This window comes from Nocardiopsis protaetiae, from assembly GCF_045446735.1.
GTDB lineage: Bacteria > Actinomycetota > Actinomycetes > Streptosporangiales > Streptosporangiaceae > Nocardiopsis > Nocardiopsis protaetiae.
Window position 1 is genome coordinate 1 of sequence record NZ_JBJJBV010000078.1, and the last position, 24,514, is coordinate 24,514.

General features: G+C 74.2%; 22 protein-coding genes and 1 pseudogene. 5 read left to right on the forward strand and 18 right to left on the reverse strand.

Annotated features, from left to right (window positions below; genetic code table 11):
• The 3 genes and pseudogenes from ACJOT3_RS14225 to ACJOT3_RS14235 form a co-directional block, all read right to left on the reverse strand.
• Window positions 1-1,925: pseudogene (locus ACJOT3_RS14225) on the reverse strand (TIGR02680 family protein); the annotation flags it as partial.
• Window positions 1,925-3,298, reverse strand: coding sequence for a DUF2398 family protein (locus ACJOT3_RS14230; protein ID WP_406972804.1), 1,374 nt, complete (start codon window positions 3,296-3,298; stop codon window positions 1,925-1,927). The pseudogene ACJOT3_RS14225 and the gene ACJOT3_RS14230, both read right to left, overlap by 1 nt.
• Before the next feature lie 169 nt (window positions 3,299-3,467).
• The gene (locus ACJOT3_RS14235; RefSeq protein ID WP_406972806.1) at window positions 3,468-4,997 is read right to left on the reverse strand and encodes a TIGR02677 family protein; all 1,530 of its coding nucleotides are present in this window, start codon (window positions 4,995-4,997) and stop codon (window positions 3,468-3,470) included.
• 296 nt (window positions 4,998-5,293) lie between these two features.
• Between ACJOT3_RS14235 and ACJOT3_RS14240 the strand changes: the two genes are divergently transcribed.
• The 4 genes from ACJOT3_RS14240 to ACJOT3_RS14255 all read left to right on the forward strand — a co-directional run bounded on the left by ACJOT3_RS14240 (window position 5,294) and on the right by ACJOT3_RS14255 (window position 9,638).
• Window positions 5,294-6,979, forward strand: coding sequence for an ABC-F family ATP-binding cassette domain-containing protein (locus tag ACJOT3_RS14240; protein ID WP_406972808.1), 1,686 nt, complete (start codon window positions 5,294-5,296; stop codon window positions 6,977-6,979).
• Between the two features lie 135 nt (window positions 6,980-7,114).
• Window positions 7,115-8,065, forward strand: a complete 951-nt coding sequence (locus tag ACJOT3_RS14245) for an ABC transporter ATP-binding protein (protein ID WP_406972810.1) — start codon at window positions 7,115-7,117, stop codon at window positions 8,063-8,065.
• 99 nt (window positions 8,066-8,164) lie between these two features.
• Window positions 8,165-8,845 carry an ABC transporter permease gene (locus ACJOT3_RS14250; RefSeq protein ID WP_406972812.1) on the forward strand — a complete coding sequence of 227 codons (681 nt, stop codon included), beginning with the start codon at window positions 8,165-8,167 and terminating at the stop codon, window positions 8,843-8,845.
• On the forward strand, window positions 8,838-9,638 hold the full coding sequence (locus tag ACJOT3_RS14255; RefSeq protein WP_406972814.1) for an ABC transporter permease: 801 nt from the start codon (window positions 8,838-8,840) through the stop codon (window positions 9,636-9,638). The genes ACJOT3_RS14250 and ACJOT3_RS14255 overlap by 8 nt, the downstream gene beginning before the upstream one ends.
• A gap of 32 nt (window positions 9,639-9,670) precedes the next feature.
• On the opposite strand, the gene ACJOT3_RS14260 is transcribed toward ACJOT3_RS14255, so the two are convergent.
• The 10 genes from ACJOT3_RS14260 to ACJOT3_RS14305 form a co-directional block, all read right to left on the reverse strand.
• Window positions 9,671-10,612, reverse strand: coding sequence for a hypothetical protein (locus tag ACJOT3_RS14260; protein WP_406972816.1), 942 nt, complete (start codon window positions 10,610-10,612; stop codon window positions 9,671-9,673).
• A gap of 82 nt (window positions 10,613-10,694) precedes the next feature.
• Entirely contained in the window at window positions 10,695-11,936 is a 1,242-nt protein-coding gene (locus tag ACJOT3_RS14265; RefSeq protein ID WP_406972818.1) for a cytochrome P450 family protein, read from the reverse strand.
• The gene (locus tag ACJOT3_RS14270) at window positions 11,936-13,156 is read right to left on the reverse strand and encodes a cytochrome P450 (protein ID WP_406972820.1); all 1,221 of its coding nucleotides are present in this window, start codon (window positions 13,154-13,156) and stop codon (window positions 11,936-11,938) included. Before ACJOT3_RS14270 ends, ACJOT3_RS14265 begins: the two co-directional genes overlap by 1 nt.
• Before the next feature lie 70 nt (window positions 13,157-13,226).
• Window positions 13,227-14,471, reverse strand: a complete 1,245-nt coding sequence (locus ACJOT3_RS14275; protein WP_406972822.1) for a cytochrome P450 family protein — start codon at window positions 14,469-14,471, stop codon at window positions 13,227-13,229.
• Window positions 14,472-14,611: 140 nt separating this feature from the next.
• The gene (locus ACJOT3_RS14280) at window positions 14,612-15,829 is read right to left on the reverse strand and encodes a cytochrome P450 (RefSeq protein ID WP_406972824.1); all 1,218 of its coding nucleotides are present in this window, start codon (window positions 15,827-15,829) and stop codon (window positions 14,612-14,614) included.
• Entirely contained in the window at window positions 15,826-16,437 is a 612-nt protein-coding gene (locus ACJOT3_RS14285; RefSeq protein WP_406972826.1) for a GTP-binding protein, read from the reverse strand. Before ACJOT3_RS14285 ends, ACJOT3_RS14280 begins: the two co-directional genes overlap by 4 nt.
• Window positions 16,418-16,777 carry a DUF742 domain-containing protein gene (locus ACJOT3_RS14290; RefSeq protein ID WP_406972828.1) on the reverse strand — a complete coding sequence of 120 codons (360 nt, stop codon included), beginning with the start codon at window positions 16,775-16,777 and terminating at the stop codon, window positions 16,418-16,420. The genes ACJOT3_RS14285 and ACJOT3_RS14290 overlap by 20 nt, the downstream gene beginning before the upstream one ends.
• Complete coding sequence (locus ACJOT3_RS14295) at window positions 16,774-17,178, reverse strand: roadblock/LC7 domain-containing protein (RefSeq protein WP_406972846.1); 405 nt, start codon at window positions 17,176-17,178, stop codon at window positions 16,774-16,776. Before ACJOT3_RS14295 ends, ACJOT3_RS14290 begins: the two co-directional genes overlap by 4 nt.
• Complete coding sequence (locus tag ACJOT3_RS14300) at window positions 17,178-18,539, reverse strand: ATP-binding protein (RefSeq protein WP_406972830.1); 1,362 nt, start codon at window positions 18,537-18,539, stop codon at window positions 17,178-17,180. Before ACJOT3_RS14300 ends, ACJOT3_RS14295 begins: the two co-directional genes overlap by 1 nt.
• 365 nt (window positions 18,540-18,904) lie before the next feature.
• On the reverse strand, window positions 18,905-19,927 hold the full coding sequence (locus ACJOT3_RS14305; RefSeq protein WP_406972832.1) for a hypothetical protein: 1,023 nt from the start codon (window positions 19,925-19,927) through the stop codon (window positions 18,905-18,907).
• 345 nt (window positions 19,928-20,272) lie between these two features.
• Between ACJOT3_RS14305 and ACJOT3_RS14310 the strand changes: the two genes are divergently transcribed.
• Window positions 20,273-20,656 carry an RNA polymerase-binding protein RbpA gene (locus ACJOT3_RS14310; protein ID WP_406972834.1) on the forward strand — a complete coding sequence of 128 codons (384 nt, stop codon included), beginning with the start codon at window positions 20,273-20,275 and terminating at the stop codon, window positions 20,654-20,656.
• A 132-nt stretch (window positions 20,657-20,788) separates the two neighbouring features.
• On the opposite strand, the gene ACJOT3_RS14315 is transcribed toward ACJOT3_RS14310, so the two are convergent.
• From ACJOT3_RS14315 to ACJOT3_RS14335, 5 genes are all read right to left on the reverse strand, one after another.
• A complete protein-coding gene (locus tag ACJOT3_RS14315; RefSeq protein WP_406972836.1) occupies window positions 20,789-21,586 on the reverse strand; it encodes an HAD-IIA family hydrolase in 798 nt (265 codons plus the stop codon).
• 63 nt (window positions 21,587-21,649) lie between these two features.
• Entirely contained in the window at window positions 21,650-22,303 is a 654-nt protein-coding gene (locus ACJOT3_RS14320; protein ID WP_406972838.1) for a hypothetical protein, read from the reverse strand.
• 17 nt (window positions 22,304-22,320) lie between these two features.
• Entirely contained in the window at window positions 22,321-23,085 is a 765-nt protein-coding gene (locus ACJOT3_RS14325; RefSeq protein WP_406972840.1) for an SCO1664 family protein, read from the reverse strand.
• A 7-nt stretch (window positions 23,086-23,092) separates the two neighbouring features.
• On the reverse strand, window positions 23,093-23,671 hold the full coding sequence (locus tag ACJOT3_RS14330; RefSeq protein WP_406972842.1) for a DUF3090 domain-containing protein: 579 nt from the start codon (window positions 23,669-23,671) through the stop codon (window positions 23,093-23,095).
• Window positions 23,672-23,681: 10 nt separating this feature from the next.
• Window positions 23,682-24,461: an MSMEG_4193 family putative phosphomutase gene (locus ACJOT3_RS14335; RefSeq protein WP_406972844.1), complete on the reverse strand. Its 780-nt coding sequence runs from the start codon at window positions 24,459-24,461 to the stop codon at window positions 23,682-23,684.
• Between the last annotated feature and the right edge of the window lie 53 nt (window positions 24,462-24,514).

Below are 24,514 nucleotides of genomic sequence, written 5' to 3' on the forward strand. Positions count from 1 at the left end.
GCGGGGACGAGGTGGGCGTCGGGAAGGAGGGCTTCCAGGGCGGCGCGGGCGGTGTCGGGGTCGGGGTGGACCCAGGCGGTGAGCAGGCCGGCGGCGTCCAGAGCGCCCTCGATCCCGGCGGCGCGGGCTGGGTCGAGGCCATCGGCGAACCGGACCAGCCGCCACAGCGGGGCGCCCGGGCGCCCCGCGCGGGAGGCGGTGCGGGCCCGGTCGGCGGGCGGGGCGTCGTCGCGTTCGGCGGCGATCTCGGTGCGTTCGGCGCGCACCGCGGCCAGGTCGGCGGTGGTGCGCTCGCGGTCGGCGGCCAGGCGGTGCTCGTGGCGGATCGCGTCGGTGCGGGCCGGGTCGGTGAGGTCGGTGAAGACCTCCGGGAGGGTGGGCGCGCCCGGCTGGCCACAGGTGTCCAGGGCGGCGTCGAGCGCGGGCAGCGAGGCCCGGTCGCAGACCGCGCCCGGGCCCTCGGCCCAGCGGCGGGCCCAGGCCGCGAGCTCGTCGGCGACGGCGGCGCGGGCGGCCTCCAGCCCGGCTTCGGCGCGGGCCCCGGCCTCCTCGGCTTCTTCGAGGGCGGTCCGGGAGCGGGCGGCGTCGGCGTCGGCGCGGCCGCGTTCGGCCTCGGCCCGGTGCAGGTCGGCCAGGTGGGCGCGGACCTCGTCGAGGTCGGCGGCGCGGGCGGCCGCGCGGGCCCGGGCCGCGTCGACGCCGGTGTCGGCGGGACCCTCGCCGTCGCCGGTGATCCCGGCGCGGTCGGCGGACTCCTCCAGTTCGGCGAGCAGGTCGGCGATGGCGGCCCGGCTCTGCTCCAGGTGCCGGGCGACGCCGTCGGCCTCGCCGCGCAGGTGGGTGATCTCCTCGCCCTGGCGGTGCAGGCGGCGGGCGGCCTCGGCGAGTTCGCGGCCGCGGGCGTCGCTGTGGCGCAGTTCGAGTTCGAGGGCCTGGGCGTCGCGCAGCGCCTCGCTCTCGGCCAGGCCCTTGCGGACCGCCTCCAGTTCGTCGGCCTGCGCGGCGGTGCGGGCCACCTCGGCGGCCAGGGTCTCGCCATCGGCGGTGGCGGCGGCCAGGGAGTCGGTGTGGGCGGCCAGGGCGGAGATGTGCTCGTCGGCACGGGCCAGGGCGGCGGAGATGCCGGCCGACCGGTGGCGGGCGTGCGCGGTGAGGTAGGAGGAGTAGGCGCCGGTGAAGGTCTCGACGGCGGTGTGGGCGGCGGTGGCGTCGTCGAAGCGGCGCTGGACGGCGGAGAGGTTGGCGAAGTCGCGGGCGGCCTGGTCGACGAGCTTCTCGTCGAGGGGGCTGAGCCCGGCGGTGAGGGTGTCGGAGACCTTCTCGGGGTCCAGGTCCTTGGCCAGCAGCGGGCGGCGCAGGGCCAGCAGCAGGTCCAGGAGCTGGATGTACCGGTCGCCGAGGCCGAACAGGCGGGCGTCGACGGCGGCCCGGTAGTCGGCGGCGGTGGTGTGGTGCGCCCCCTCGCCCAGAGCGGCCTTGAGCTGGCGTTCGGTGAGGGGGCGGTTGTCGGCGGCCAGCAGGCCGAAGTCGACGCCCAGGCGCTTGTCGGTGACGAAGAAGGAGGTGGTGACGCCGTCGCGGTGCTGCTGGGCGCGCAGGCCGATGACGAGGGTGACGGTCTCGGGGAGGGGTCCCTCGCCGGGGCGGGCGAACTCCATCCACACGAACCCGTACTCGGCGTCCTGGCCCCGGTAGAGGAGGTTGGACTTCATGGTGCGGTTCTGGCCGCTGAAGGGGTCCAGGCGGCGCGGGTCGGTGTGGCCGTCCAGGATGAACGGGAACAGCACCTCCAGAGCCTTGGTCTTGCCCGAACCGTTGTGGCCGCGCAGGACCAGGCGCCCGTCGGCGAAGGTGAACTCCTCGTCGAGGTAGTCCCAGACGTTGATCACCCCGGCCCGGGTGGGCTTGAAGCGGTCGCGGGACATCAGGGGGTTCCTTCCGGTTCGAGACCCAGGGGCAGCATGCCGGTGTCGGGGCGCTGCGGGAGCGCGCCCTGGATGTTGCGGTAGCGCAGGGCTGCGGGCAGGACGAGCACGCCGCCGGGGACGGGGCGCAGCAGGGACAGGTCGGTGAGCAGTTCGAGGGCGGCGTCGAGCAGGCCGCGGGGGTCGCGCTGCCAGGCGGCGGTGAAGGAGGCGGCGCCGAACTCGGCGAACAGGTCGTCGACCATCGCCTCCAGGCGGCCCTGCTCGATGAGCGGCGCGGTGGCGGGTTCGGGGACGGCGGTGGCCGGGGCGGGCGCGGTCCAGGCCAGGGCCTCGACGACGCCTTCGCGCGGCAGCGCGGAGTCGATGCGGTCGACCAGGGCCGCGTGGGCGGCGGGCGCGGCGGGGACCGGCAGGTGGGTGAGGGCCGCCCTGGCGGTCTCCATGCGGTCGGCGATCTTGGCGAGGAGGAGCCCGGCGGTGCGGTTGACGGCGCTGCCGCGGCCGGGGAAGGGGCGGTCGGTGAACAGGCCGCCGGAGTCGGCGAGCAGGACGCCCTCGACGCGGCGCTCGACGGTCAGGCCGGTGAGGTGGGCGACCTCCTCGGCGACGCCGGGGGTGCGCAGGGCCTCGGCGACGTCGGGGGTGACGTCGGCGTAGTGGACGACGGGGAGCTCGACGAGCAGGCGGCGGGCGCGGCGGGCGGTCCGCTCGCGGTCGGGGTCGTCGGGGTGGTGGGTGAGCAGCCCGGCGACGCCGGTGACGTGCTGGACGGGGCGCGAGGGGCGGAAGAGCACCTCGCAGACCTCGTGGTCGATGTCGAAGAGGGCGTCGGCCTGGCCGTGGCCGCCGGCCCACGCCTCGATGGACCCGTCGGAGACGTGCAGGGCGCCGTGGTCGACGAGCCAGGAGCAGACGTCGACGAGGGCCGCCTTGTGGCCGCCGTCGGTGGGGTCGTAGCCCAGGCCGTCGATGGCGTTGGCGGAGGGGGCGAAGTGGCGGACGAGGTCGGAGAGGCCGATCTCGACCTGGGAGCGCTGGAAGGAGGCCAGGAGCAGGCAGAGGTAGGCGAGGCGGCGGCGGTCGAAGGGGCGGCCGCCGCGGGAGAACACGTGGCGCTGGGTGGGGTCGAGGACGTCGAGTTCGCGGACCAGGCGGACGTGCTCGGTGGTGGCGATGAGGGTGTGGCCGAAGAGGTCGCGCAGGTCCTCGGTGAGTTCGTCGGCCCAGCGCAGGACGCCCGCGAGGACCCCGGGGCGGGGGCGGGTGCGGGTGATGAGGTCGGCGGTGAGCACGCGGCGCATCGCCTGCTGGTAGGAGCCCAGGTCGGCGGGGTCGATCCGCTGCGCGGGACGGCGTCTGCGTCGGCTCATCGCCCCTCCCCCGGGTACGCCGGAACGCGGAAGGCGGGCGCGGCGGGGTGAGCGGCCGCGCCGCAGGTGGCGTGCGGCCGCCGCACGGCGGCCGGCACGGAGCCGGTGGGCACCGATGGCGCCGCTGCGGGGCGGGCCGCGGGGCCGCGGGCGCAAGAGGGCAGGTGGCTCATCGGGGGGCTCCGGGGGCGCGGGGGGCGAGCTCCAGGCGCATGCCGGGCAGGTGGAGCAGGCCTCGGGTGGTGCGGACGGTGCTGCCGGTGTCGCTGGGGACCAGCCGGACGAGGGTGCCCTCGTCGGTGCCGGTGGCCGAGGACAGCCGCCCGGCGACGACGGCGCGCGACTCCAGGGCGCGGGTGATCAGGCGCAGCAGCACGCGGGTGTCGACCTCGTCCAGGAGCCGGTCGTGGGCGCCCTCCTCGGCCAGGCGGGCGGCGGACTGCCGGTCGGCGGCGCGGTCGGCCGCCTGGCGGCGGCGCAGCTCGGCGCGGGCGCCCGGGTTGCGGCGCACCGGTCTGGGCACCCCCGTGGTGGGCGCCTTGCCGCTGCGGAACAGGGTGACCGACACCTCCACGCCGGGCGCGTCCCACCAGGTGGTGTTGGGGGAGATCTGCTCGTCGTCCTCGTGGGCGACGCCCAGGTGGCGGGCGGACCGGACGTTGAACGCGGCGCCCATGAGGGCGTGGGCGGCCCCCTCGTCGGGGGTGTCGAACACCCACTGCGCCAGGTGCCGCAGCTGGGTGGAGCGGTTGACGCCGCCGCGTCTGCCCTCGGTGATCTGGCGCAGCAGCGCGATGACGCCCGAGACCGCCGAGCGGGTGGCGGCGTGCAGCTCCGCGGCGCGGGTGGGCTCGGTGCCGTCGGCGGTGAACCAGTCGCGCAGCGCCGACCAGCGGCGCCGCCAGTCCTCCAGGCGCTCCTCCCGGTCCATGAAGAGGCGTTCGTCGGTGTCGGCGGCGCGCGCCAGCAGGGTGGCCAGGCCGGTGTCCTCCACCTCGCGCACCGCCTCGTCCAGGCGGGGCCGGTAGCGGTCGAGCTCGGCGGTGAACTCGGTCATGTGGACGAGCAGGGCGTTCTTGTACTTGAGGAAGGTGTCCGGGGAGGCGTCGGTGGAGCGCAGGATCTCGCCCAGGGTGACGTGGAACTGGGCGGAGCGGCGGCCCATGTCCTCCATCACCGTGTCCAGGCGCGAGAGCCTGCGGTAGACCTGCTCGGCGCGCCCGGTGCGGTTGGCGTCGGCCAGGGCGAGCAGGTCCTCCAGGACGTCGGAGAACACCAGCCGGGACAGGTTGACGTCCTCGCTGCGAGCGCCGAGCACGCCCTCGACCGCCCGGTAGGCCCGGTAGCCGAGTTCGCTGAACTGGTAGACGGACTGGCGGTTGCGGTAGCGGGCGAGGTTCCCGGCGCGGGAGGCGTCGTCGAACCGGTGCACGACCCGGTCGGCGGCCAGTTCGTCGAGGCGGTAGCGCAGGTCGGCGGGGTCCAGGGCGGGCACCCCGTCGTGGGCGGCGGCCAGCTCGCGCAGGGTGGCGGCCAGGTCCTCGGCGCCGGCCTGCACCCGGTGGACCTCGCGCAGCCGCTCCAGGGCGCGCAGGATCCACAGGTAGGTGACGTGGTCGTCGCGGCGGGTGAAGTTGAACAGCTGGAAGCGATCGCTGATCGTGAGCGCGTCCAGGTCGAGAGCGCTGCGCTCGGCCACCCGTGATCCCCGTTCCCCTGTGCTCCGTCGTCGCCGCGGCATGGCGGCGGCCCGTCCAGGCGGCCGTGCGTCTCCCCCGTCCGGCCTGCGGGCTCCCGCAATTATGGCAGCGGCCGGGGACGTTCCGCGCCCGGTCGCCGGAGCCTGTGGACAACGGGTGTGCGAGCCCGGTGGCCTGGGGGTTCGGGGGCGGAAAACCGGTTGCCCGGCCGTTCGGGGGCGTGGAAGCCTGCCGGGAGGCGCACGGGCCGGGCCGGGCGCCGGACCTGTCGCCGATCCCCGGGTGGAGCGCGGCCGTGGGCCACATCGACGTCAACCGGGTCACCCACACCCTGCCGGACGGGCGGGTGCTGCTGGACGAGGTGTCCTTCCGGGTCGGCGAGGGCTCCGTCACCGCCCTGATCGGCGCGAACGGCGCGGGCAAGAGCACCCTGCTGCGGATCGTGCGCGGTGATACCCGCCCGCAGTCGGGGGCGGTCACCCTCGACGGCTCCCTGGCGGTGATGGACCAGTTCGTCGGGCACGTGCGCGACGAGACCACGGTGCACGAGCTGCTGGTGTCGGTGTCGCCGCCCGCGGTGCGCGACGCGCACGCCGACCTGGAGGCGGCCGAGGCCGCGATGATGGTCGACGACGGCGAGAAGACGCAAATGCGCTACGCCGCGGCGATCGCCCGGTACGGGGACGCCGGGGGCTATGAGGCCGAGGTGGTGTGGGACCAGTGCTGCACGGCGGCGCTGGGCGTGCCCTACGAGCGGTGCCGGTGGCGGGAGGTGCGCACCCTGTCGGGCGGCGAGCAGAAGCGGCTGGTGCTGGAGGCGCTGCTGCGGGGCCCGGCCCCGCTGCTGCTGCTGGACGAGCCCGACAACTACCTGGACGTGCCCGGCAAGCGCTGGCTGGAGGAGGCCCTGTCGGCCACCCCCAAGACGGTGCTGCTGGTGTCCCACGACCGGGAGCTGCTGAGCCGGGTGCCCGACCGGATCGTCACCCTGGAGCTGGGGGCGGCCGGGAACACGGCGTGGACGCACACCGGCGCGTTCGGCACCTACCACGAGGCGCGGCGGGAGCGGTTCGCGCGGCTGGACGAGCTGCGCCGGCGCTGGGACGAGGAGCACGCCAAGCTCAAGGCGCTGGTGTCGATGTACAAGCAGAAGGCGGCGTACAACTCCGACATGGCGTCGCGGTACCAGTCGGCGCAGACCCGGCTGCGCCGGTTCGAGGAGGCGGGGCCGCCGGAGAAGCTGCCGCGCGACCAGACCCTGCGGATGCGGCTGCGCGGCGGGCGCACCGGCAAGCGCGCGCTGGTGTGCGGCGGCCTGGAGCTGACCGGGCTGATGCGCCCGTTCGACCTGGAGGTCCACTACGGGGAGCGGGTCGCGGTGCTGGGGTCCAACGGCTCGGGCAAGTCGCATTTCCTGCGGCTGCTGGCCGGGGGCGGCTCGGACCCGGAGGAGACTCCGCTGTCGGCGGAGGAACGGGCCAAGGCGGCGCCGGTGCCGCACGGGGGCCGGGCCCGGCTGGGGGCGCGGGTGCTGCCGGGGTGGTTCGCGCAGACGCACGAGCACCCGGAGTTCGCCGGGCGGACGCTGCTGGACATCCTGCACCGGGGCGAGGGTTCCCGGAAGGGGGTGCCGCGGGACGAGGCGGGCCGGGCGCTGGACCGGTACGAGCTGGCGCGGGCGGCGGAGCAGACCTTCGACACGCTGTCGGGCGGGCAGCAGGCGCGGTTCCAGATCCTGCTGCTGGAGTTGTCGGGGGCGACGATGCTGCTGCTGGACGAGCCGACCGACAACCTGGACGTGGTGTCGGCGGAGGCGCTGGAGGCGGCGCTGGACGCCTATGAGGGGACGATCCTGGCGGTGACGCACGACCGGTGGTTCGCCCGGGGGTTCGACCGGTTCCTGGTGTTCGGGGCGGACGGGAACGTGTACGAGTCGGACGAGCCGGTGTGGGACGAGGGGCGGGTGCAGCGGGCCAGGTAGGGCGCACCGTACGGCGGGGTCGCGGGATCTTGAGGGACCGCGGCCCCCTTGTGCGGGCGGGGTGGCGGGGATAAGGTATCTCGATGTCAAGATAACTGTGAGCGGCGAAACCCCCACCCCCTGGAAGGTCCGCGCATGCAAGCCTTGGAGATCTCCGGTCTGACCCGCACCTACCGGCGCAGGGGAGGTGAGGAGTTCCGGGCGCTGCGCGGCCTGGACCTGGACATCCCCCACGGCGAGGTGCACGGCCTGCTCGGGCCCAACGGCGCGGGCAAGACCACCCTGTGCAAGATCGTCTCCACGGTGCTGCTGCCCACCTCGGGCACCGTCCGGGTGCTGGGGCACGACGTGGTCGCCGACACCGCGCGGGTCAAGGAGTGCCTGGGCATCGTGTTCGGCGGCGAGAAGGGGCTGTACGAGCGGCTCACGGCCCGGCAGAACCTCGCCTTCTGGGCGTCGCTGTACGGGCTGGGCCGGGCCGGGCGCCGCCGCAGGGTCGACGAGCTCCTGGAGCGGGTCGGGCTCGCCGACCGGGCCGACGAGCGCGCCGGGGACTTCTCCCGCGGCATGAAGCAGCGCCTGCACCTGGCCCGCGGCCTGGTCTCCGACCCCGGGGTGCTCATCCTGGACGAGCCCACCGTGGGCATGGACCCCGTGGCCGCCCGCGACTTCCGGGCGCTGGTGGGCGAGCTGCGCGGCCACGGCACCACGATCCTGATGACCACCCACGACATGGCCGAGGCGGCGGCGCTCTCGGACCGGGTCTCCCTCATCGACCGCGGCACCCTGGTCATGACCGAGTCCCCCGCCACGGTCGGCGACCTGGTGTCCGCCTACGAGCGGGTGGACGCCCGCGGCGTTCCGGACCGGGTGCGCGACGCGCTGGCCGACCTGCCCGGGGTGGTGTCGGTGACCTCCCCCGAGGAGGGGCTGACCCGGGTGGAGACCTCCTCCCCCGACGCGACCCTGGCGGTGCAGCGCGCCCTGGTCGAGGCCCGGGTCCGCGACGTGGCCCGCAGCCGCCCCGACCTGGAGGAGGTCTACCTCCACCTGGTGGGCGGGCGGGGCATGGCGGTGGAGGGGTGAGGGGCGCGCTCACCGGGTTCACCCTGGGGCTGGGCTTTCAGACCCGCACCATGGCGCGCAGCGTGGACACCTACTTCCTTCACGCTGGCCACCACACCGATGACCACCGCGGTGCTGCTGTCGATGATGCTGTACAGCGGGCGCACCGACCTGGCCTCCTACGCGGTGGTGGCGCCCACCCTGATGGCGCTGTGGATCGCGGCGCTGTCCTTCGCCGGGGAGATGATCTCCGACGACCGCGACAACGGGCGGCTGGAGCTGCTGGTCGCCTCCCCCGTCTCGCCCGCCTCCCTGGTGTTCGGGCGGCTGTGCGGGGCGATGCTGGTGTCGCTGCCCGCGTTCGGGCTGGCCATCGCCACCGCGGGACTGGTGTTCGGGCACTGGATCACCGTCCACCACCCGGTGGTGTTCGTGCTCGCCGCCCTGGCCACGGCGCTGGCCACCGCCGCCACCGCGACCGCCCTGTCGGCGCTGTTCATCGCCGCGCCGGGGGCGCGCATCGTGCAGAACACGCTGTCGATGCCGGTGTTCCTGCTGTCGGGGGTGGTGGTGCCGCTGGCGTTCCTCCCGCTGTGGGCGGCGGCGCCGGGCCGGCTGCTGTACCTGTCCTGGGGCGCGGACCTGTTCCGCGACGCCCTGACGCCGGGGCCGGTGGAGCACGCGGCGGCGCGGCTGGCCGCGGTGCTGCTGCTGGGGGCGCTGGCGCTGGCCTTCGGCACGCACACCATGAACCGTTTCCTGCGCCGTGCCCGCGCCGAGGGGAGCCTGTCCCGTGTCTGACGTGATCGCGCCGGTGGCGCGCACCGTGCGCCAGGGGGCCGTCGTGTCCCGCGCCGACTTCCGGGCGTTCTACACGTGGAAGACCTGGCTGTTCGGCTGGCTGGTCCGGCTGCTGTGCCAGGTGCTGTTCTACTCCACGGTGGGTGTGCTGGTCGGCGACCCCGAGTACACCCGGTACGTCGTGCTGGGGGCGGCGGTGACGATCTGCGTGGCCGAGGCCATGCTGGCGGTGGCCTCCACCTGCTGGGACCGCCACCTGGGAACGATGGGGCTGCTGGCCGCCTCGCCGGTGTCCCCGGGGTGGTACTACTTCGGCCGCAGCCTCCAGTGGCCCGCCTCGGCGGTGGCGACCACGTCGGTGGCGCTGCTGGTCGTGCCGCCGTTCTTCGGGGTGGCCTGGACCTGGTGGCAGGTCCCGGTGCTGGTCGGGATCGTGGCGCTGACGTGCCTGTCCACCTACTGCATGAGCCTGCTGATCGCCTCGGCGGCGCTGGTGTTCCCCGAGGCCCGCAACATCATCGGCAACATCGCGTCGTCGCTGATCCTGGTGATCAGCGGGGCGATGGTGCCGGTGGAGTACTGGCCCGCCCCGGTGCAGTGGGTCGCCCAGTCGCTGCCCGCGGTCCACGGGCTGGCGGCGGTGCGGCTGCTGGAGGCGGGCGCCCCGGCCGCCGCCGTCGCGGCGCAGACGGGGTGGATGCTGCTGGCGGCGGTCTGCTGGCTGGCCGCGGCCCTGGGGTCCTTCCGGTGGATCTTCACCCGAGCCCGCGACGGCGGCTCCCTCCTGAGCTGAACCCGCTCCCGGCGCCCCCGTCCCGGCGCCGGTCAGCCGACGGGGAGGGTGAGGTCGATGAGGGCGGAGCACTCGGGGAGGCAGCCGCCGACTGCGAGTTCGCCGCCGGGGAGGGCGTCGGGGAAGTGGAAGACGGCGTGGGTGGCGGTCTCCGGGGTGAGCTCGCGGCGGCCCGCCGCGGCCTCGGCGCGCTGTTCGGTGCCGTCGGGGGCGCGGTAGAGGGCGCCGTCCAGGTCCAGGGACACGGCGTCGACGGCGGTGAACTCCACGGTCACCACCAGGGTGTGGTCGACGACGGAGCGGTAGGCGGTGATCAGGGCCGCGCTCACCCCCTCGGAGTCGGCGGTGACGCCGTCGCCGACGATGAGGGAGGGGCCCGGGTCGGAGCCGTCGATGTGCAGGCCCGTCACCAGCCCGTCCCGGCCGGTGAAGTCGGTGTACTCGCCGCAGTCGGGGTCGTTGCCCACGGCGGGGCACAGCTGGGCGCCGCCGGCGGTGGGGGTGAGGCCGACGATCGCCGGCGCCTGCTCGCCGTCGCTTCGGGCCTGGGCGACGGAGGAGGCGTGCAGGAGCAGGTCGTGGGCGGTGGAGTCGTCCGCCGCCAGGGTGAGCCCCTCGCGCATGCGGTCGGGGTCGTCGGTGGCGGCCAGCGCCTCCAGGTAGCCGGTGACCGCCTCCTCCGGCGGCCGGTCGGCGGCGGCCTGGTCGGCGGACTCGTCGGCGGGCGGGGCGGGGGCGGTCGGGGAGGGCAGGACGGTGGGGGACGGCTCGTCCGGCGACGGGCTCGGGGCGGGGGGCGGCGCGAAGAGCGGCGGGTCGGCCGGGGCGTCGGTGACCTGCGGCGCGTCCCGGCCGGCCGGGGCGGCCTGCTCCGGGCCGCAGCCGGCCAGGACGACGGCCAGCGCCAGCGCACAGCACCTCGTCACGACCATGCCCGTCCCCTCCCCGGTGACCTTCGGGGATCGTACGGTCACGGGGCGCAAAATGTGGCTTTCGTCCCGGCAAGGATTTCCCCGGGGGCCGTCCGTCCCGTCGCCGGCCCCCGGGGAGAGCGCGCTACGGGCGCAGCACGACCGGGAACTCCTTGAGGCTGTTGACCGACAGGGCCGAGGCCACCACCAGCTCCTCGTCCGGCACCGCGAGCTTCAGGTCGGGGAAGCGCTCGAACAGCATCGGCAGGATGATCCCCGCCTCCAGCCGCGACAGCGGCGCGCCCGGGCAGATGTGCGGCCCGTACCCGAAGGAGATGTGCCGCCCCTTCCCCCGGTCGGGGTCGAACGCCTCCGGGTCGTCGCCGAACTCGGCGCGGTCGCGCGAGGCCGCCCCGTAGTGGGTGAGCAGCGCCTCGCCCTTCTTGATGGTCCGCCCGCCGATCTCGATGTCCTCGGTGGCGAACCGGAACATCATGAGGTTGTTGGGCGGGTCGTAGCGCAGGGTCTCCTCCACCACGGCCTCCCAGGAGACCTCGCCCTTGCGCAGCCGCTCCAGCTGCTCGGGGTGCTTGAGCAGCGCCCGCACCACGTTGGTGAGCAGGTTGACGGTGGTCTCGTGCCCCGCGGCGACCACCGTCAGCAGGGTGAGGATGATCTCCATGTCGTTGAGGCCGTCGCCGTCCTCGCTCGCGCGGATGAGGTCGGCGGTGAAGTCGTCGTGCTCGTCGAGGGTGGCCCGCTTGCGGGCGACCAGCTCCCCGAAGTACTGGAACAGCGTGTGGTAGATCTGGAGGTGCTCGCCCTCCTCCGTGGTGCCGGAGAACAGCTTGGCGTACAACTCGCCGAGGTTCTCGTACTCGGCCTCGGACACCCCGTACAGCTCGCCGATGACGGCCATCGGCACCCGGAACGTGAACTCCGACTTCAGGTCCAGGGTCTGGGCGGCCCTGTCCTCCAGCGCGTCCAGCGCCCGGGCGGTGATGCGCTCGATGCGCGGGCGCAGCCGCTCGACCCGGCGCGCGGAGAACGGACTGGCGGTGAGCCGGCGCAGCCGCCGGTGCGGGGCCCCGTCCAGGGCCAGCATGTTGGTGTTGTCGGTGGGGATGGTGCCCAGCAGCGGCCAGCCCTCGGGGACCCGGCCCTCCTGGTAGTCGGCCCAGTGGTCGACGCTCTTGACGAACCGGGGGTCGTTCAGCGTCTCCTTGCTGACCTCGTGGTGGGTGGTCGCCCAGGCGCGCACGCCGCCGGGCAGCTCCACCCGGGTGACCGGGCCCTCCTGGTACAGGCGCTCGCGGTCGGCCTGGACGTCCTCGGGCACGGCGTGGATCAGGGGGACGCCGTCGGCCGTGTGGAAGGGGCAGGACATCAATGGACTCCTTGCGGGGATGCGGGGGTGAAGGTGACCGGGAGCGCGGTGACGCCCCGGACCCAGGGGGAGGGCCGCCAGCGGACCTCGTCTGCGGGGACCGAGAGCTCGATGTCGGGCAGCCGGTCGAGGAGGACCTCGATCGCGGTGACCGCCATCGTCTCGGCGAGGCCCTGGGCGGCGTGCGGGCAGCTGTGCTCTCCGTGGGAGAACGACAGGTGGGCGTGGTTGACCCCGTGGCCGCGGCCGGCGCCGTCGGTGCGCAGGGCGGGGTCCTGGTTGGCGGCGGCGTAGCCGAGCAGCACCAGGTCGCCCTTGCGGATGAGGCGGCCGCCCAGCTCGACGTCGTGGGCGGCGAACCGGCCCGCGTTCATCTGGGAGGGCGAGTCCTCCCAGAGCACCTCGACGAGGGCCTCGCGGGCGCTGCTGCGGGCGCCGAAGAGGGACGCGCCGAACCGGTCGTCGGTGAGCATCAGCCGCAGCGCGTTGCCGATCCATTCGCCGGTGGTCTGGTGGCCGCCGGCCAGGACGGCCAGCAGGTCGGCGTTGAGGTCGTCGTCGGTGTAGTCCGCGGCGTGGGCGATCATCCGCGACACGATGTCGGGGCCGGGCTCGGATCGGCGGGAGGTGATCAGCTCCGCGAAGATCCCGACCATGCGCTGGTGGGCGGCGATGGCGTCGGCCCCGGCGTTGAACAGCACGTTCATGTCGGAGGTGATGGCGTCGCCGGTCGCGTCGTCCAGGCCGTACATCTGGCACAGCACCAGCGCGGGGACGCGTTCGGCGTAGCCGGTGCGCAGGTCGGTCCCGCCCGAGCCGCAGAACGCGTCGATGAGCCGGTCGGCGATGCGGGAGACGAGGGTGCGCAGCTCGTGGGGGTCGGCGCCGTTGATGGCGTCGTTGATGGCGCGGGTGCGCCGCCGGTGCTCGTCGCCCTCCGCGCACAGCACGTTGGGCAGCGGGGCGAGCATCGGCAGCAGCGGCCAGTTCTCGGGCACCCGGTCCCAGGCGTTCCAGCGGCCGGGGTGGCGGGCGAAGGTGTCGGAGTCGCCGAGCACCCCGTGCAGTTCCCGGTAGCCGATGACGAGCCAGGCCGGAACGTCGCCGTCCATGAGGACGGGCACCACGGGGCCGTGTTCGGCGCGCATCTTCCGGTAGAAGCCGCGGGGGTCGGTGTTGAATTCGGGGTCGTAGAGCCGGACCGGGGTCGTCGTGTCCACCGGGCACCTCGTGTGTCGATCGGGAAGGGCGACGGGCGGGCCGCCCCGGCGGGGCGGCCCGGTGGCCGGGTCAGGGGCGCAGGAGAACGGGCAGGTCGCGCAGGCTGTTGACCACGACGGAGGGGTGGTTGCCCAGTTCCTCGTCGGGGACGGCCAGCGCCAGGTCGGGGAAGCGCTCGAACAGCATCGGCAGCGCGATCTGTCCCTCCATGCGGGCCAGGGGCGCGCCGGGGCACACGTGCGGGCCGTACCCGAAGGACATGTGGCGGCCCTTGGTACGGGTGAGGTCGAACGTGTCGGGGTGGGGTTCCTCGCCGTGCTCGGCGCGGTCACGGCTGATCGCGCCGTAGGAGGTCATCAGGGCCTCGCCCTTCTTGACGGTGACCCCGCCGACCTCGACGTCCTCGGTGGCGAACCGGAACAGGAAGTTGGAGGTGGGCGGGTCGAAGCGCAGGGTCTCCTCCACCACCGCGTCCCAGCCGACCTCGCCCCTCTTGACGAGCTCGAACTGCTCGGGGTGGGCGAGCAGGGCGCGCACCGCGTTGCACAGCAGGTTGACGGTGGTCTCGTGCCCGGCGGCCACGACCACCTGGAGGGTGCCGCGCACCTCCAGGTCGCTGAGGGAGTCGCCCTCCTCCCCGGCGTTGAGCAGCTCGGTGGTGAGGTCGTCGCCCGGGTTCGCGCGCTTGGCGGCGATCATGTCGTCGTAGTAGCGCTCCAGGGTCGCGTAGGTCTCCAGGAACTCCTCGGGGGCGGTGACCGAGCTGAAGAACTTCACGTACAGGTCGCGCAGGACGCCGTGCTCGTCCTCGGGGACGCCGTACAGCTCGCCGATGACGCTCATGGGCAGCTTGAACGCGAACTCGGCCTTGAGGTCGAGCGGCTCCCCGGCGCGCGGCTCCAGGGAGTCGAGCAGCCCGCGGGTGATCTCCTCCACCCGGGGGCGCAGCCGCTCGACCCGGCGGGCGGAGAACGCCTTGGCGGTGAGCAGGCGCAGCCGCTTGTGCTCGGCGCCGTCGGTGCCCAGCAGGTTGGTGGGGGTGGGCGGGATGGTGCTCAGCAGCGGCCACGTGTGGGGGACGCGGCCCTGTTGGAAGTCGGCCCAGTGGGCGATGTCCTTGACCAGGCGGGGGTCGGTGAGCAGGGCGCGGGCCTCCTCGTGGTGGGTGACCGACCAGGCGGTCACGCCGCCGGGCAGCTCTACCCGGGTGAGCGGCCCGGCCGCGTAGAGGGCCTCGCGCTCGGCGCGCAGGTCCGTGACGTAGGGGTCGAGGACCACGGTGGCGGGGGGACCGTGGGACACGGGGCAGGGCATGCGGACTCCTTGTCCAAGGGAATGCGGGGGGGCGGGGGCGGGGGACGGGGCCGCCGTGGTCGCGGGCGGGCGGCATGGACTCAGGGGGCGGGGGCTCGGGTGCCCGGGGCCCGGGGCGGCCAGGGCTGGGGGCGAGGGTCTCAGGGTGGCGGGGGCCCGTGCCGGGGCACCGGCGAGAACGTGACCGGCAGGGCGGTGACGCCGCGCATCCACGGGGAGGGGCGCCAGCGGAGCTCGTGTGCCGGGACGGACAGTTCGAGGTCGGGCAGGCGGTCCAGCAGCACCTCGACGGCGGTGACGGCGATGACCTCGGCGGCCTCCCGGGCCGAGTGGGGGCAGCGGTGGTCGCCGTGGGAGAACGACAGGTGGGAGCGGTTGACGTGGCCCCCGCCCGGGCTGCGGTGCAGGGCCGGGTCGCGGTTGGCCCCGGCCAGGCCGAGCAGGACCAGGTCGCCGGCGCGGATGCGGTGCCCGCCCAGCTCCACGTCGTGGGCGGCGAACCGGCCCGCGTAGATCTGGGTGGGGGTGTCCTCCCACAGCACCTCGTTGAGGGCCTCCGAGACGCTGAGCCGGGACCCGGACAGGGAGGCGCCGAACCGGGTGTCGGTGAGCATCAGGCGCAGCGCGTTGCCGATCCACTCGGCGGTGGGCTGGTGGCCGCCGCCCAGCAGCACGATGAGGTCGGGCACGAGCTCCTCGTCGGTGAACCCGGCGGAGTGGGCGAGCAGCCGGGAGACCACGTCCGGGCCGGGGGCGGCGCGGCGTTCGGCGACCAGCGCGGTCATCTCCGCCATGAGCGCGCCCTGGGCGGCCATGGCGTCGGGGCCGCCGTCGATCATGGTGGTCATGGCGGCGGCCAGGGCCTGCCCGCGCTCCTCGTCCAGGCCGTAGGCCCAGGCCAGGACCAGGGCGGGCAGCCGGGTGGCATAGGCGGTGCGCAGGTCCGCGGAGGTGCCGGTGCAGAAGGCGTCGATGAGCCGGTCGGCCAGGCGGGTGGTGACGGTGCGCAGCTCGTGCGGGTCGATGGCGGCCAGGGCCTCGGTGATCGCCCCGGAGCGGCGCCGGTGCTCCTCGCCCTCGGCGTACAGCACCGTGGGCAGCCGCATCACCATCGGCAGCAGGGGCCAGTCGGGCGGCACCCGGTCCCAGGCGTTCCAGCGGCGGGAGCTGCGGGCGAACGCGGCGGAGTCGGTGAGCACGTACTGGAGTTCGCGGTAGCCGATGACCAGCCAGGCCGGGACGTCGGCCTCCAGCAGGACGGGGACGACGGGCCCGTGCTCGGAGCGCATGCGGGCGTAGAGGTCCTCGCCGTCCCCGGCCGCGCCGGGGCCGTGCAGGACGACCGGCGCGGTGGTCATCGGGAGGCCTCCGCGACGAGGGTGCGGATGTGCTCGACCAGGGCGATGAGGACGTGTTTGGCCGAGCCGCGGTCGCGGGCGTCGCAGCGCAGCAGGGGCACCTGCGGGTCCAGGTCCAAGGCCGCGCGGATCTCCTCCAGGGTGTGGGTGCCCTCCCCGAAGTCGTTGTGGGCGACGACGAACGGGGTGCCCTGGGCCTCCAGCCGGTCGATGGCGAAGAAGGACTCGTCCAGGCGGCGGGTGTCGACCAGGACGACCGCGCCCAGGGCGCCGCTGAACAGGCGGTCCCACAGGAACCAGAAGCGCTGCTGGCCGGGGGCGCCGAACAGGTACAGGACGGAGGTGGCGTCCAGGGTGATGCGGCCGAAGTCGAAGGCGACGGTGGTGGTGCGCTTGTCCTCCACCCCGTTGAGGTCGTCGATGTCGGTCCCGGCCCGGGTCATCGTCTCCTCGGTGTTGAGGGGCCGGATCTCGCTGACCGAGCGCACCAGGGTGGTCTTGCCGACCCCGAAGCCGCCGACGACGGCGATCTTCAGGGCCTGGTCCACGGTCGGGGGCAGGGACCGGGGCGGGTCCGCGGTGGGGGGTTCAGAGGTTGTGGAGTGCAACGAGGACCTTCTCCAACACGTCCGGGGAGGCGAGGGGGTGGGCGGGAGAGGGGGCGGGCCGGGGGTGGCGCGCGGTGATCCGGCCGCCGTCGAGCAGGTCGGTGAGCAGGATGCGGGTGACCGTCAGGGGCAGGCCCAGGTGGGCGGAGACCTCCACCACCGCCATGGGTCCGCGGCACATCCGCAGGATGGCGGCGTGCTCGGACTGCATGCCGGGGGTGGGCTCGCTCTCGGCGACGATGAGCGTCACCGCGTCCAGCGCCTCGTCGGCCCCGTCGCTGCGCCCGGAGGTGATGACGTAGAGGCGGTCGGGGCTCTCGTCGCGGTGCGAGCGGCTCATGCGGTTCCGGTGGCGGCCCGGGGCGGCGTGGACAGGTGCTCGCCCAGCTGTTCGACCAGTTCGTTCATGTTGTGGCCGACCAGGCCCGGGTCGGCCTCGGGCGAGGTGACGACCGCCAGGTGGGCGCCGGCCCCGGCCTCCACGATGAACAGCAGGCCGCCGTAGAACTCGGCCATGGCCTGGCGGACGCCCCCGGCGCCGTCGCCGAACTCGATGGAGGCGCTGTGGGCCAGGCTCTGCACCCCCGCGGCGATCGCGGCGAGGTGGTCGGCGCTGTCCTTGTTCAGGCCCGGGGTGTGGCACAGCTTGAGGCCGTCCCGGGAGAGCACGAGGGCGTGCCGGGTCCCGGGTGTGCGCTCCAGGAGGCCTTCGAGGAGCCAGGTCGAATGTGCGAGGTCCATCATGCGTCCTTCGGTGTTCCGTTCTGGTCCTGGCCGCTCACCGCCGCCCGGAACGCCCCGAAGCCACGGGGCGAGGTGGCCGGGCCGGTGTCCTTGGCGGGCTGAGAGGCGGCGGTCTGCTGCTGGGCCGCCGCGAGGGTCTTGCCGCGGCGGCGCTGGGGCAGCCCGCCGGTGTCGGCGGTGGTGTCCTGCGTCGGGGCCGCCGCGGGCGCGGCCGGCGCGGAGGCGGCCACGGCGGCCGGCTCCGGCCGCGCGGCGGGAGCGGGCGCCGCGGGCAGGGGCTTGACGAGCTTGTTCGGGAGCAGCAGGACCACGGCGGTCCCGCCGCGGGAGGAGGACCGGAAGGACACCGTCAGGTCGTAGCGGCGGGCGATGCGGCCGACGACGGACAGGCCCAGGCGACTGCCGGAGATGGTGGTGATGTCGGCGTCGCCGGAGACGGACTCGCGGGCGCGGCGCAGCGCCTCCTCCCCCATGACCAGGCCGCTGTCCTCGACCATGACGGCGATCCCGGCCTGGACCTCCTCCACGTGGACGTGGACCTCGGCGGTGGGCGGGGAGAACTTGGCGGCGTTGTCGAGGAGTTCGGCCACGGCGTGGATGACGCCCTCGGCGGCGAACCCGGCGATGGCCTGGCGCGGCACGTTGTGCAGGCGCACCCGGCGGTAGGCGCCGATGCGGGCCATGGCGCCGCGCAGGATGCTCTCGATGCCGATGGCGCGGCTCCACCGGCGCCCGGAGCGGGCCCCGGTGAGGATGGCGATGCTGTCGGCGATGCGGCCGGCCTGGGCGGTGCTGTGGTCCAGGTGCATGAGGTCGCCGAGGATGCCGGAGTCGGTCTCGCCGTCCCCGTAGCGCTCCTGCATGCGGCGCAGGTCGGCGAGCATCGCGGTGGTGAGGGCCTGCATGCGTCCGGCGGCGGTGGCGCAGGCGGCCATGGCGGCGGAGCGGCGGCGTTCGGCGGTGGCGATCTCGGCGGCGACCGAGCGCACGACGGCCGCGCGGGCGGCGTCGGGCGGCAGCGGGATGCGGTGCAGGGCGGTCTCGGCGGAGTCGCCCTCGCGCAGCCGCTCGACCAGGCGCGGCAGGTGGTCGCGGGCCAGGGACTCGGTGCTGACGCGCAGCCCGTCGAGCTCGGCGCGCAGGTCGCGCACGGTGCGTTCGCGCCGGTCCAGGACCAGGGCCAGGGCCGCGAGCAGGACCAGCCCGGTGATGGCGACGCCCAGCGCCCAGGGCTGGCGGGCGGCGGGGAAGAACAGGAGCGCGCCGCCCCACAGGACCAGCAGAACCGGCGGGAGGTACGACCAGCGGGGGGCGGAGAGCGGCGGGGGGACCGCGCCCCGGGGGGTGGGGGTTGTCATGTCTCACGTCCGGCTGCGGCATATCCCCTGGTCACACCGGCGGTGACCGGTAAGGGACCGAGGGGGTGGGATCGGGGGGTGCGCAACGAATACGAGAAGGGGATGTTTTTCCACAACACGCACTTTTCAGCGCACAGCGAGTCAACATATCACCAGACTCACAGGAACGGTATTGCCACACGGCGAACAAGTGAAAGGACATGTCCGCAATCGGACTTCTCCCCGCTCGGAAGCGGCCGTTCCCGTCCCCGGAAAAGGGCGGTGAACTGCGGGAACGGCGTCCCAGAAGCATCCTGCGGGGGCGGGCCGACCGGCGGCGGGAGCCGGTCGGAGCGCCGGTGGACGGGGAAGGGGCCGGGGCTGGATCAGTAGGTGGGGCGGTCGAGCAGGCCGCAGTCCTTGAGGGCGCCGCGGTAGTCCGACGGGGGCCAGGGGGAGACGTGCCCCCACAGCGAGTCCTCGGGGAGCACGCGTCCGGCGTGGGCCAGGACGCGGGCGGCGCGTTCGAGGTCGCCGCCGTAGTACAGGGAGGCGCCGAACAGGTGGGCGACGTTCACGTACTCGGGGTCGGAGGTGAAGTCCCCGGACAGCCACCGGTCGGCGGCCCCGGCCACCTCGCCGTGGACACCGGGGTCGGCGAAGTACCCCCGCACGAACTCCTCGATGTCGCCGTAGGTGCCGATCTCCTCGCTGTCGCGGACCGTGAGCATGATGTTCTCCTTGTGGGCCGCGGGCAGCAGCCCCAGGCAGGCGTCGCCGGGCCCGGCCAGGGCGGCGTTCTCCCGGGCGAAGGCGAACATCTCCTCGTGGGAGCCCCGCCACTTGCGGCACAGCACCTGGAGCCGGGCGTAGCGGCCGTGGTGGTGCCAGGAGTCCCGGGAGCACAGCTCCAGCCACATGCGGTCCAGGTTCTCGCGGCGGATGTCCATGCCCAGGCAGTACCACTGGAGCTCGTTCCAGGGGCGGGGGTCCTCGGGGGCGAGTTCGGCGGCGCGCATCAGGACCGCGGCCGCCGGTTCCAGGAAGGCGTGGAAGCGGTCGAAGCGCTCCTCGCCCACACCGGCGGCCCAGCCCGAGCCGCGGATGTCCCAGGACGCCTTGATGCGGGCGGATCCGCCCAGCAGGAGCAGGAGCGGGTCGTCGTCGCCGTAGCGCTCCTCCAACGCGTCGAGGTGGGGGGCGCACTCCGAGGAGAGGACGCCGAGCCGGAAGGCCGCCCGGTGCGGGTCGCCGATGGCCAGGAGTTCGCGGGCGCGGGTGATGTCGCCCGCGCGGACGGCGGGCAGTGCCGCCGCCAGGTCCGGGTCGCGCCAGATGTCGCCGACGGTGATGCCCGCCTTCGCGACCTGGCGTTCCAGGATTTTCTGAAGGATCGTCGTTAGAACCACGGAGAACTTATATCGGATATCCGGGCGTTTTCTTCACGTTCTTCGGTATCGATAGTGGAACACGCAGAAAGCCCCTCAAGGAACAAAAAGCGATAATAGTTCCGAGTCGGACACGGAACGTCACCGGACGGGTTTTCCGCAGTCCGTACCGGCGCCGGGGTGTGCATCCGGAAAAGAGCGGGAAGGAGTGCGACAGGTCACACGCAAGGCGTCACGCCGATCCGGGCCGCCCGCTCCGCGGGACCCGGGCCCGTGGTTCGGCCACGGGGAGGCGGGGAATCTTGACGTGTACCTGCGTGTTACAACCCCGCGAGACCGCACAAGCGCCTGGGAGGCACCCACACGATGGCCGAGCGAGCACTGCGCGGCACCCGACTCGGGGCGACGAGCTACGAGAACGACCGCAACACCGACCTGGCTCCGCGGCAGGAGGTCACCTACGACTGCACCCGGGGCCACCGCTTCTCGGTCACCTTCGCGACCGAGGCCGAGATCCCCGCCGAGTGGGAGTGCCGCTTCTGCGGCGACCGCGCTCTGCGCCGCGACGGCTCCGGGGAGGAGCCCAAGGCGGCCAAGCCGACGCGCACCCACTGGGACATGCTGCTGGAGCGCCGCAGCATGGAGGACCTGGAGGAGGTCCTCGCCGAGCGCCTGGAACTGCTCCGCGCCCGCCGCCGCGAAGAGGCGGCGAAGGTGGAGGAGATCGCCAAGCAGCGGCAGAGCGCCTGACGCACCGCGCCACGAGGGGCGGCGGACACGACCGTGTCCGCCGCCCCTCGCCATGTCCGGGGCGCTGTCCGGGGCACCGGGTCCGGGACGCTGTGTTCGGGGCGTCGCGCCCGGGCCGCCGGGTCCGGGGTGCTACTCGGTGCCCTTGGCGAACGGGTCGCCGGTGGAGCCGACCAGCTCCTTGACCGACTCGATGACGCGGGTCGGCCGGTAGGGGAACTCCTCGGCGGTGTCCCGGTCGGAGATGCCCGACAGCACCAGGATCGTCTGCAGGCCCGCCTCCAGGCCGCTGAGCACGTCGGTGTCCATGCGGTCGCCGACCATCAGGGCGTTCTCGGAGTGGGCGCCGATCCGGCGCAGGGCCGAGCGCATCATCAGCGGGTTGGGCTTGCCCACGTAGTACGGGCTGCGCCCGGTGGCCTTCTCGATGAGCGCGGCGACCGCGCCGGTCGCGGGCAGCGGGCCCTCGGCGCTGGGGCCGGTCTCGTCCGGGTTGGTGGCGATGAACCGGGCGCCGGCGCGGACCAGGCGGATCGCCCGCGTGATGGCCTCGAAGCTGTAGGTGCGGGTCTCCCCCAGCACCACGTAGTCGGGGTTGCGCTCGGTCATGACGTAGCCCACGTTGTGCAGGGCGGTGGTCAGGCCGGACTCGCCGACCACGTACGCCGACCCGTTGGGGCGCTGGGTCTGGAGGAACTGGGCGGTGGCCAGCGCCGAGGTCCAGATGGACTCCTCGGGGATGTCCAGGCCCGTGTTGAGCAACCGGGCCCGCAGGTCGCGCGGGGTGTAGATGGAGTTGTTGGTCAACACCATGAACGGGGTGCCGTGCCCGCGCAGCTCGGCGATCAGTTCGTCGGCCCCGGGGACGAGGTGTTCCTCACGGACGAGCACGCCGTCCATGTCGAAGAGGTAGTTCCATTCGTTGCTCACGGGCCCATTGTGCCGGTATCCGCACCGGGGACGCCATTCCTACTCCCGGGTAGTCGATACTCCTCACACCCGGGGCGGCCCCTCCGGCTCCTGTTCCAGCAGGTCGGCGAGGTGTTCGCGGGCGGCCGCGCGCAGCGCCCGCGCGTCGGCCCCGGTGGCCGCACAGGTCAGGGTGCTCCCGTCGCGGTGCTCCAGGACCAGGGTGGCGCGGTGGCCCTCGCCGGTGAGCCGGGCGCCGGACAGCCGCGCGTAGGAGTACGACTTCCCGCCCTCCCCCACGGTGCGCCGCCGCGGGGCCTCCCCGTCCCCGCTCCCGGAGGAGGGGAGGGCGGCGTTCACCCGGCGGCGCACCGCCGGGACGGCCAGCAGCGGGAAGTAGAGCGGGAACAGGACGACGAGCAGGAAGACCGTCAGATACCCCAGGATTTCCGCGGCGATCTCCCGCCAGGCGAAGACCAGGCCGGTGAGCAGCAGGCCCGCCAGGCCGATGCCGACCGGCGCCAGGTGGAGGCCCGTGGGCTCGCCGCCGGTGGCCCGGATCCAGATCAGCGGGATCCAGCCCACCAGGAACAGGGCCGGCGACACGGTCCCGAGCACGGCGGGCACCCGTTCCGTCCAGGCGGGGGCCGTAAAGGCCCGCAGCCGGTAGCCGAACCGCCCCAGCCCCAGCAGCGCCCGGCCGCCCGGGTCCACCCGGACCCTGATCTCGGTGACCATGCGCTCCCGCCTCCCGGTCAGACCGGCGGCCAGGGTACCGCGGGCCAGTCCGGGGCCGGATAGGGGTGGATGCGGTGCTCCAGGAGCAGGGCGGTGCGAGCTCGCACCGCGTAGACCTCGGGGCCGGTCAGGCGCAGCTCCAGCTCCCGGGCCAGGGCGTCGTCGGGATCGGCCAGCCGGTCGCGCAGGCGCCCCAGCGCGGTCAGCGCCTCCTCGGGCAGCGCCAGCCCCTGCCACTGCCACAGCACCGTGCGCAGCTTGTAGTCCTCGGTGAAGGCCACCCCGTGGTCGCAGCCGTACAGGTGCCCCTGCGGGGTGGGCAGCAGGTGGCCGATCTTGCGGTCGGAGTTGTTGATGACCGCGTCGAACACGGCCATGCGGCGCAGGGCGGCGTTGTCGGTCTCCCGGGACAGGGCGATCAGGTCCACGGTGGTGTCGCCGTGCACCCACAGCTGGACCATGCCCTCACCGAAGGGGCCGTCGCGGTGGACGGTGGGCGGGACGACCTCCCAGCCCAGCGCGTCGGAGACGGCGTGGGCGGCGACCTCGCGCCCGGCCAGGGTGCCGTCGGGGAAGTCCCACAGCGGCCGCTCCCCCGCCACCGGCTTGTACACGCAGGTGGCCGAGCGGGCGCCGTCGGAGACGGTGCAGTACAGGGTGGTGTTGGAGGCGGCGGTGAGCCGCCCCTCAACGGTGATCTCCCCGGTCCGCAGCAGGTCCAGGCCCTGTGCGGGGGTGAGGCCGTCGAAGGGGCCCTCGACCGCGGTGTCGTCGTGCGTCAAGGCGGGATCAGACCAGGCGGTCGGGCCGGTAGCCGTTCTGGCGCACGCAGATGTGGCCGGCGGGATCCAGGGGGCGGCCGCACAGCGGGCAGTCCGGTCGGCCCGCGGCGACCACCTTCAGGGCGCGGCCGGCGAAGGCGCGCGCCTCGCCCGGGGTGAGGTAGACGCGCAGGACGTCGCGGTGCGGCGGGCCCTCCTCGGTGAAGACCTCCAGCTCCTCCTCGTCCTCGACGAACTCCTCGGCCGCGGACTCGTCGAGCTCCTGGGCCTCGACGATGACGCGGGAGGCCTCGGCGTCCCAGGCCAGGGCCAGGGTGCCGACGCGGAAGTCCTGCTCGATGGGCTGTTCGAGGGGGTCCTCGTCCTCGGGGACGGCGACGTCCCCGGGCGGCGCCCCGAAGCGCCGGTGCACCTCTTCCAGCAGCTCCTCGATACGGGTGGCCAGCGCCTCGACCTGCGCCTTCTCCAAGACGACGCTGGTGATGCGGCCCTCCCCCACCGCTTGGAGGAAGAACGTGCGCTCCCCCGGCTGGCCCACGGTCCCGGCGATGAAGCGCTCCGGCGGATTGAACTGAAAGACGGGCATGCCTAGAACCTTAAAGGATCTTGGAGGCGGTGCGCTCGGCACCTGCGCCGCCGCCCACGGCGGCGTCCCCGGTGGCCTCGGCCGGGGTGGGCAGCACAGGTCCGGCCCCCTGTCCGGTGTCGTTGAGGACGTTGAGGAAGGGGCGGGTGCGCGTGTAGGTGATGGAGGTGACCGAGCAGGGGTCCACCCGCAGCCGCTGGAAGAGGTCCAGGTGCAGGCCCAGGGCGTCGGCGACGACGGCCTTGATGATGTCGCCGTGGCTGCACGCCACGTACACCGGGGGCGTGTCGCCGGGGGTGAGCAGCAGCCGGGCGTTCCAGTCGCGGACGGCCTCGACGGCGCGCGCGGAGGCGGCGGCCAGGGCCTCGCCGCCGGGGAAGCGGACGGCGGAGGGGTGGTCCTGCACGACCCGCCACAGGGGCTCGTCGGCCAGGTCCTTCAGGGCGCGGCCGGTCCAGGACCCGTAGTCGCACTCGATGAGGCGGTCGTCGGTGGTGACGGGGACGCCCAGTTCCTCCGCGACGGCCTCCGCGGTCTCCTGGCAGCGCTCCAGGGGGCTGGACAGCAGCGCGGCGGGGCGCAGCCCGGCCAGCCTGCGGGCCAGGTCGGCCGCCTGGCCGCGGCCGGTGTCGTTGAGGTGGACCCCGGGGGCGCGGCCGGCCAGCCGGGGCCCGGTGGCGTCGGTCATCCCGTGCCGGACGAGGACGAGCGTGACCGCCTGCGGCAGGGTGTCCCGGGGCGGCGGGGTGGCCTGGGACGGCCGGGTGTCCTGGGGTGGTGGTGTCGCCATGGTCACAGCCTAGGCGCGCGGCCGCGGGGAGGTGACGGGGGACACGGACGGGC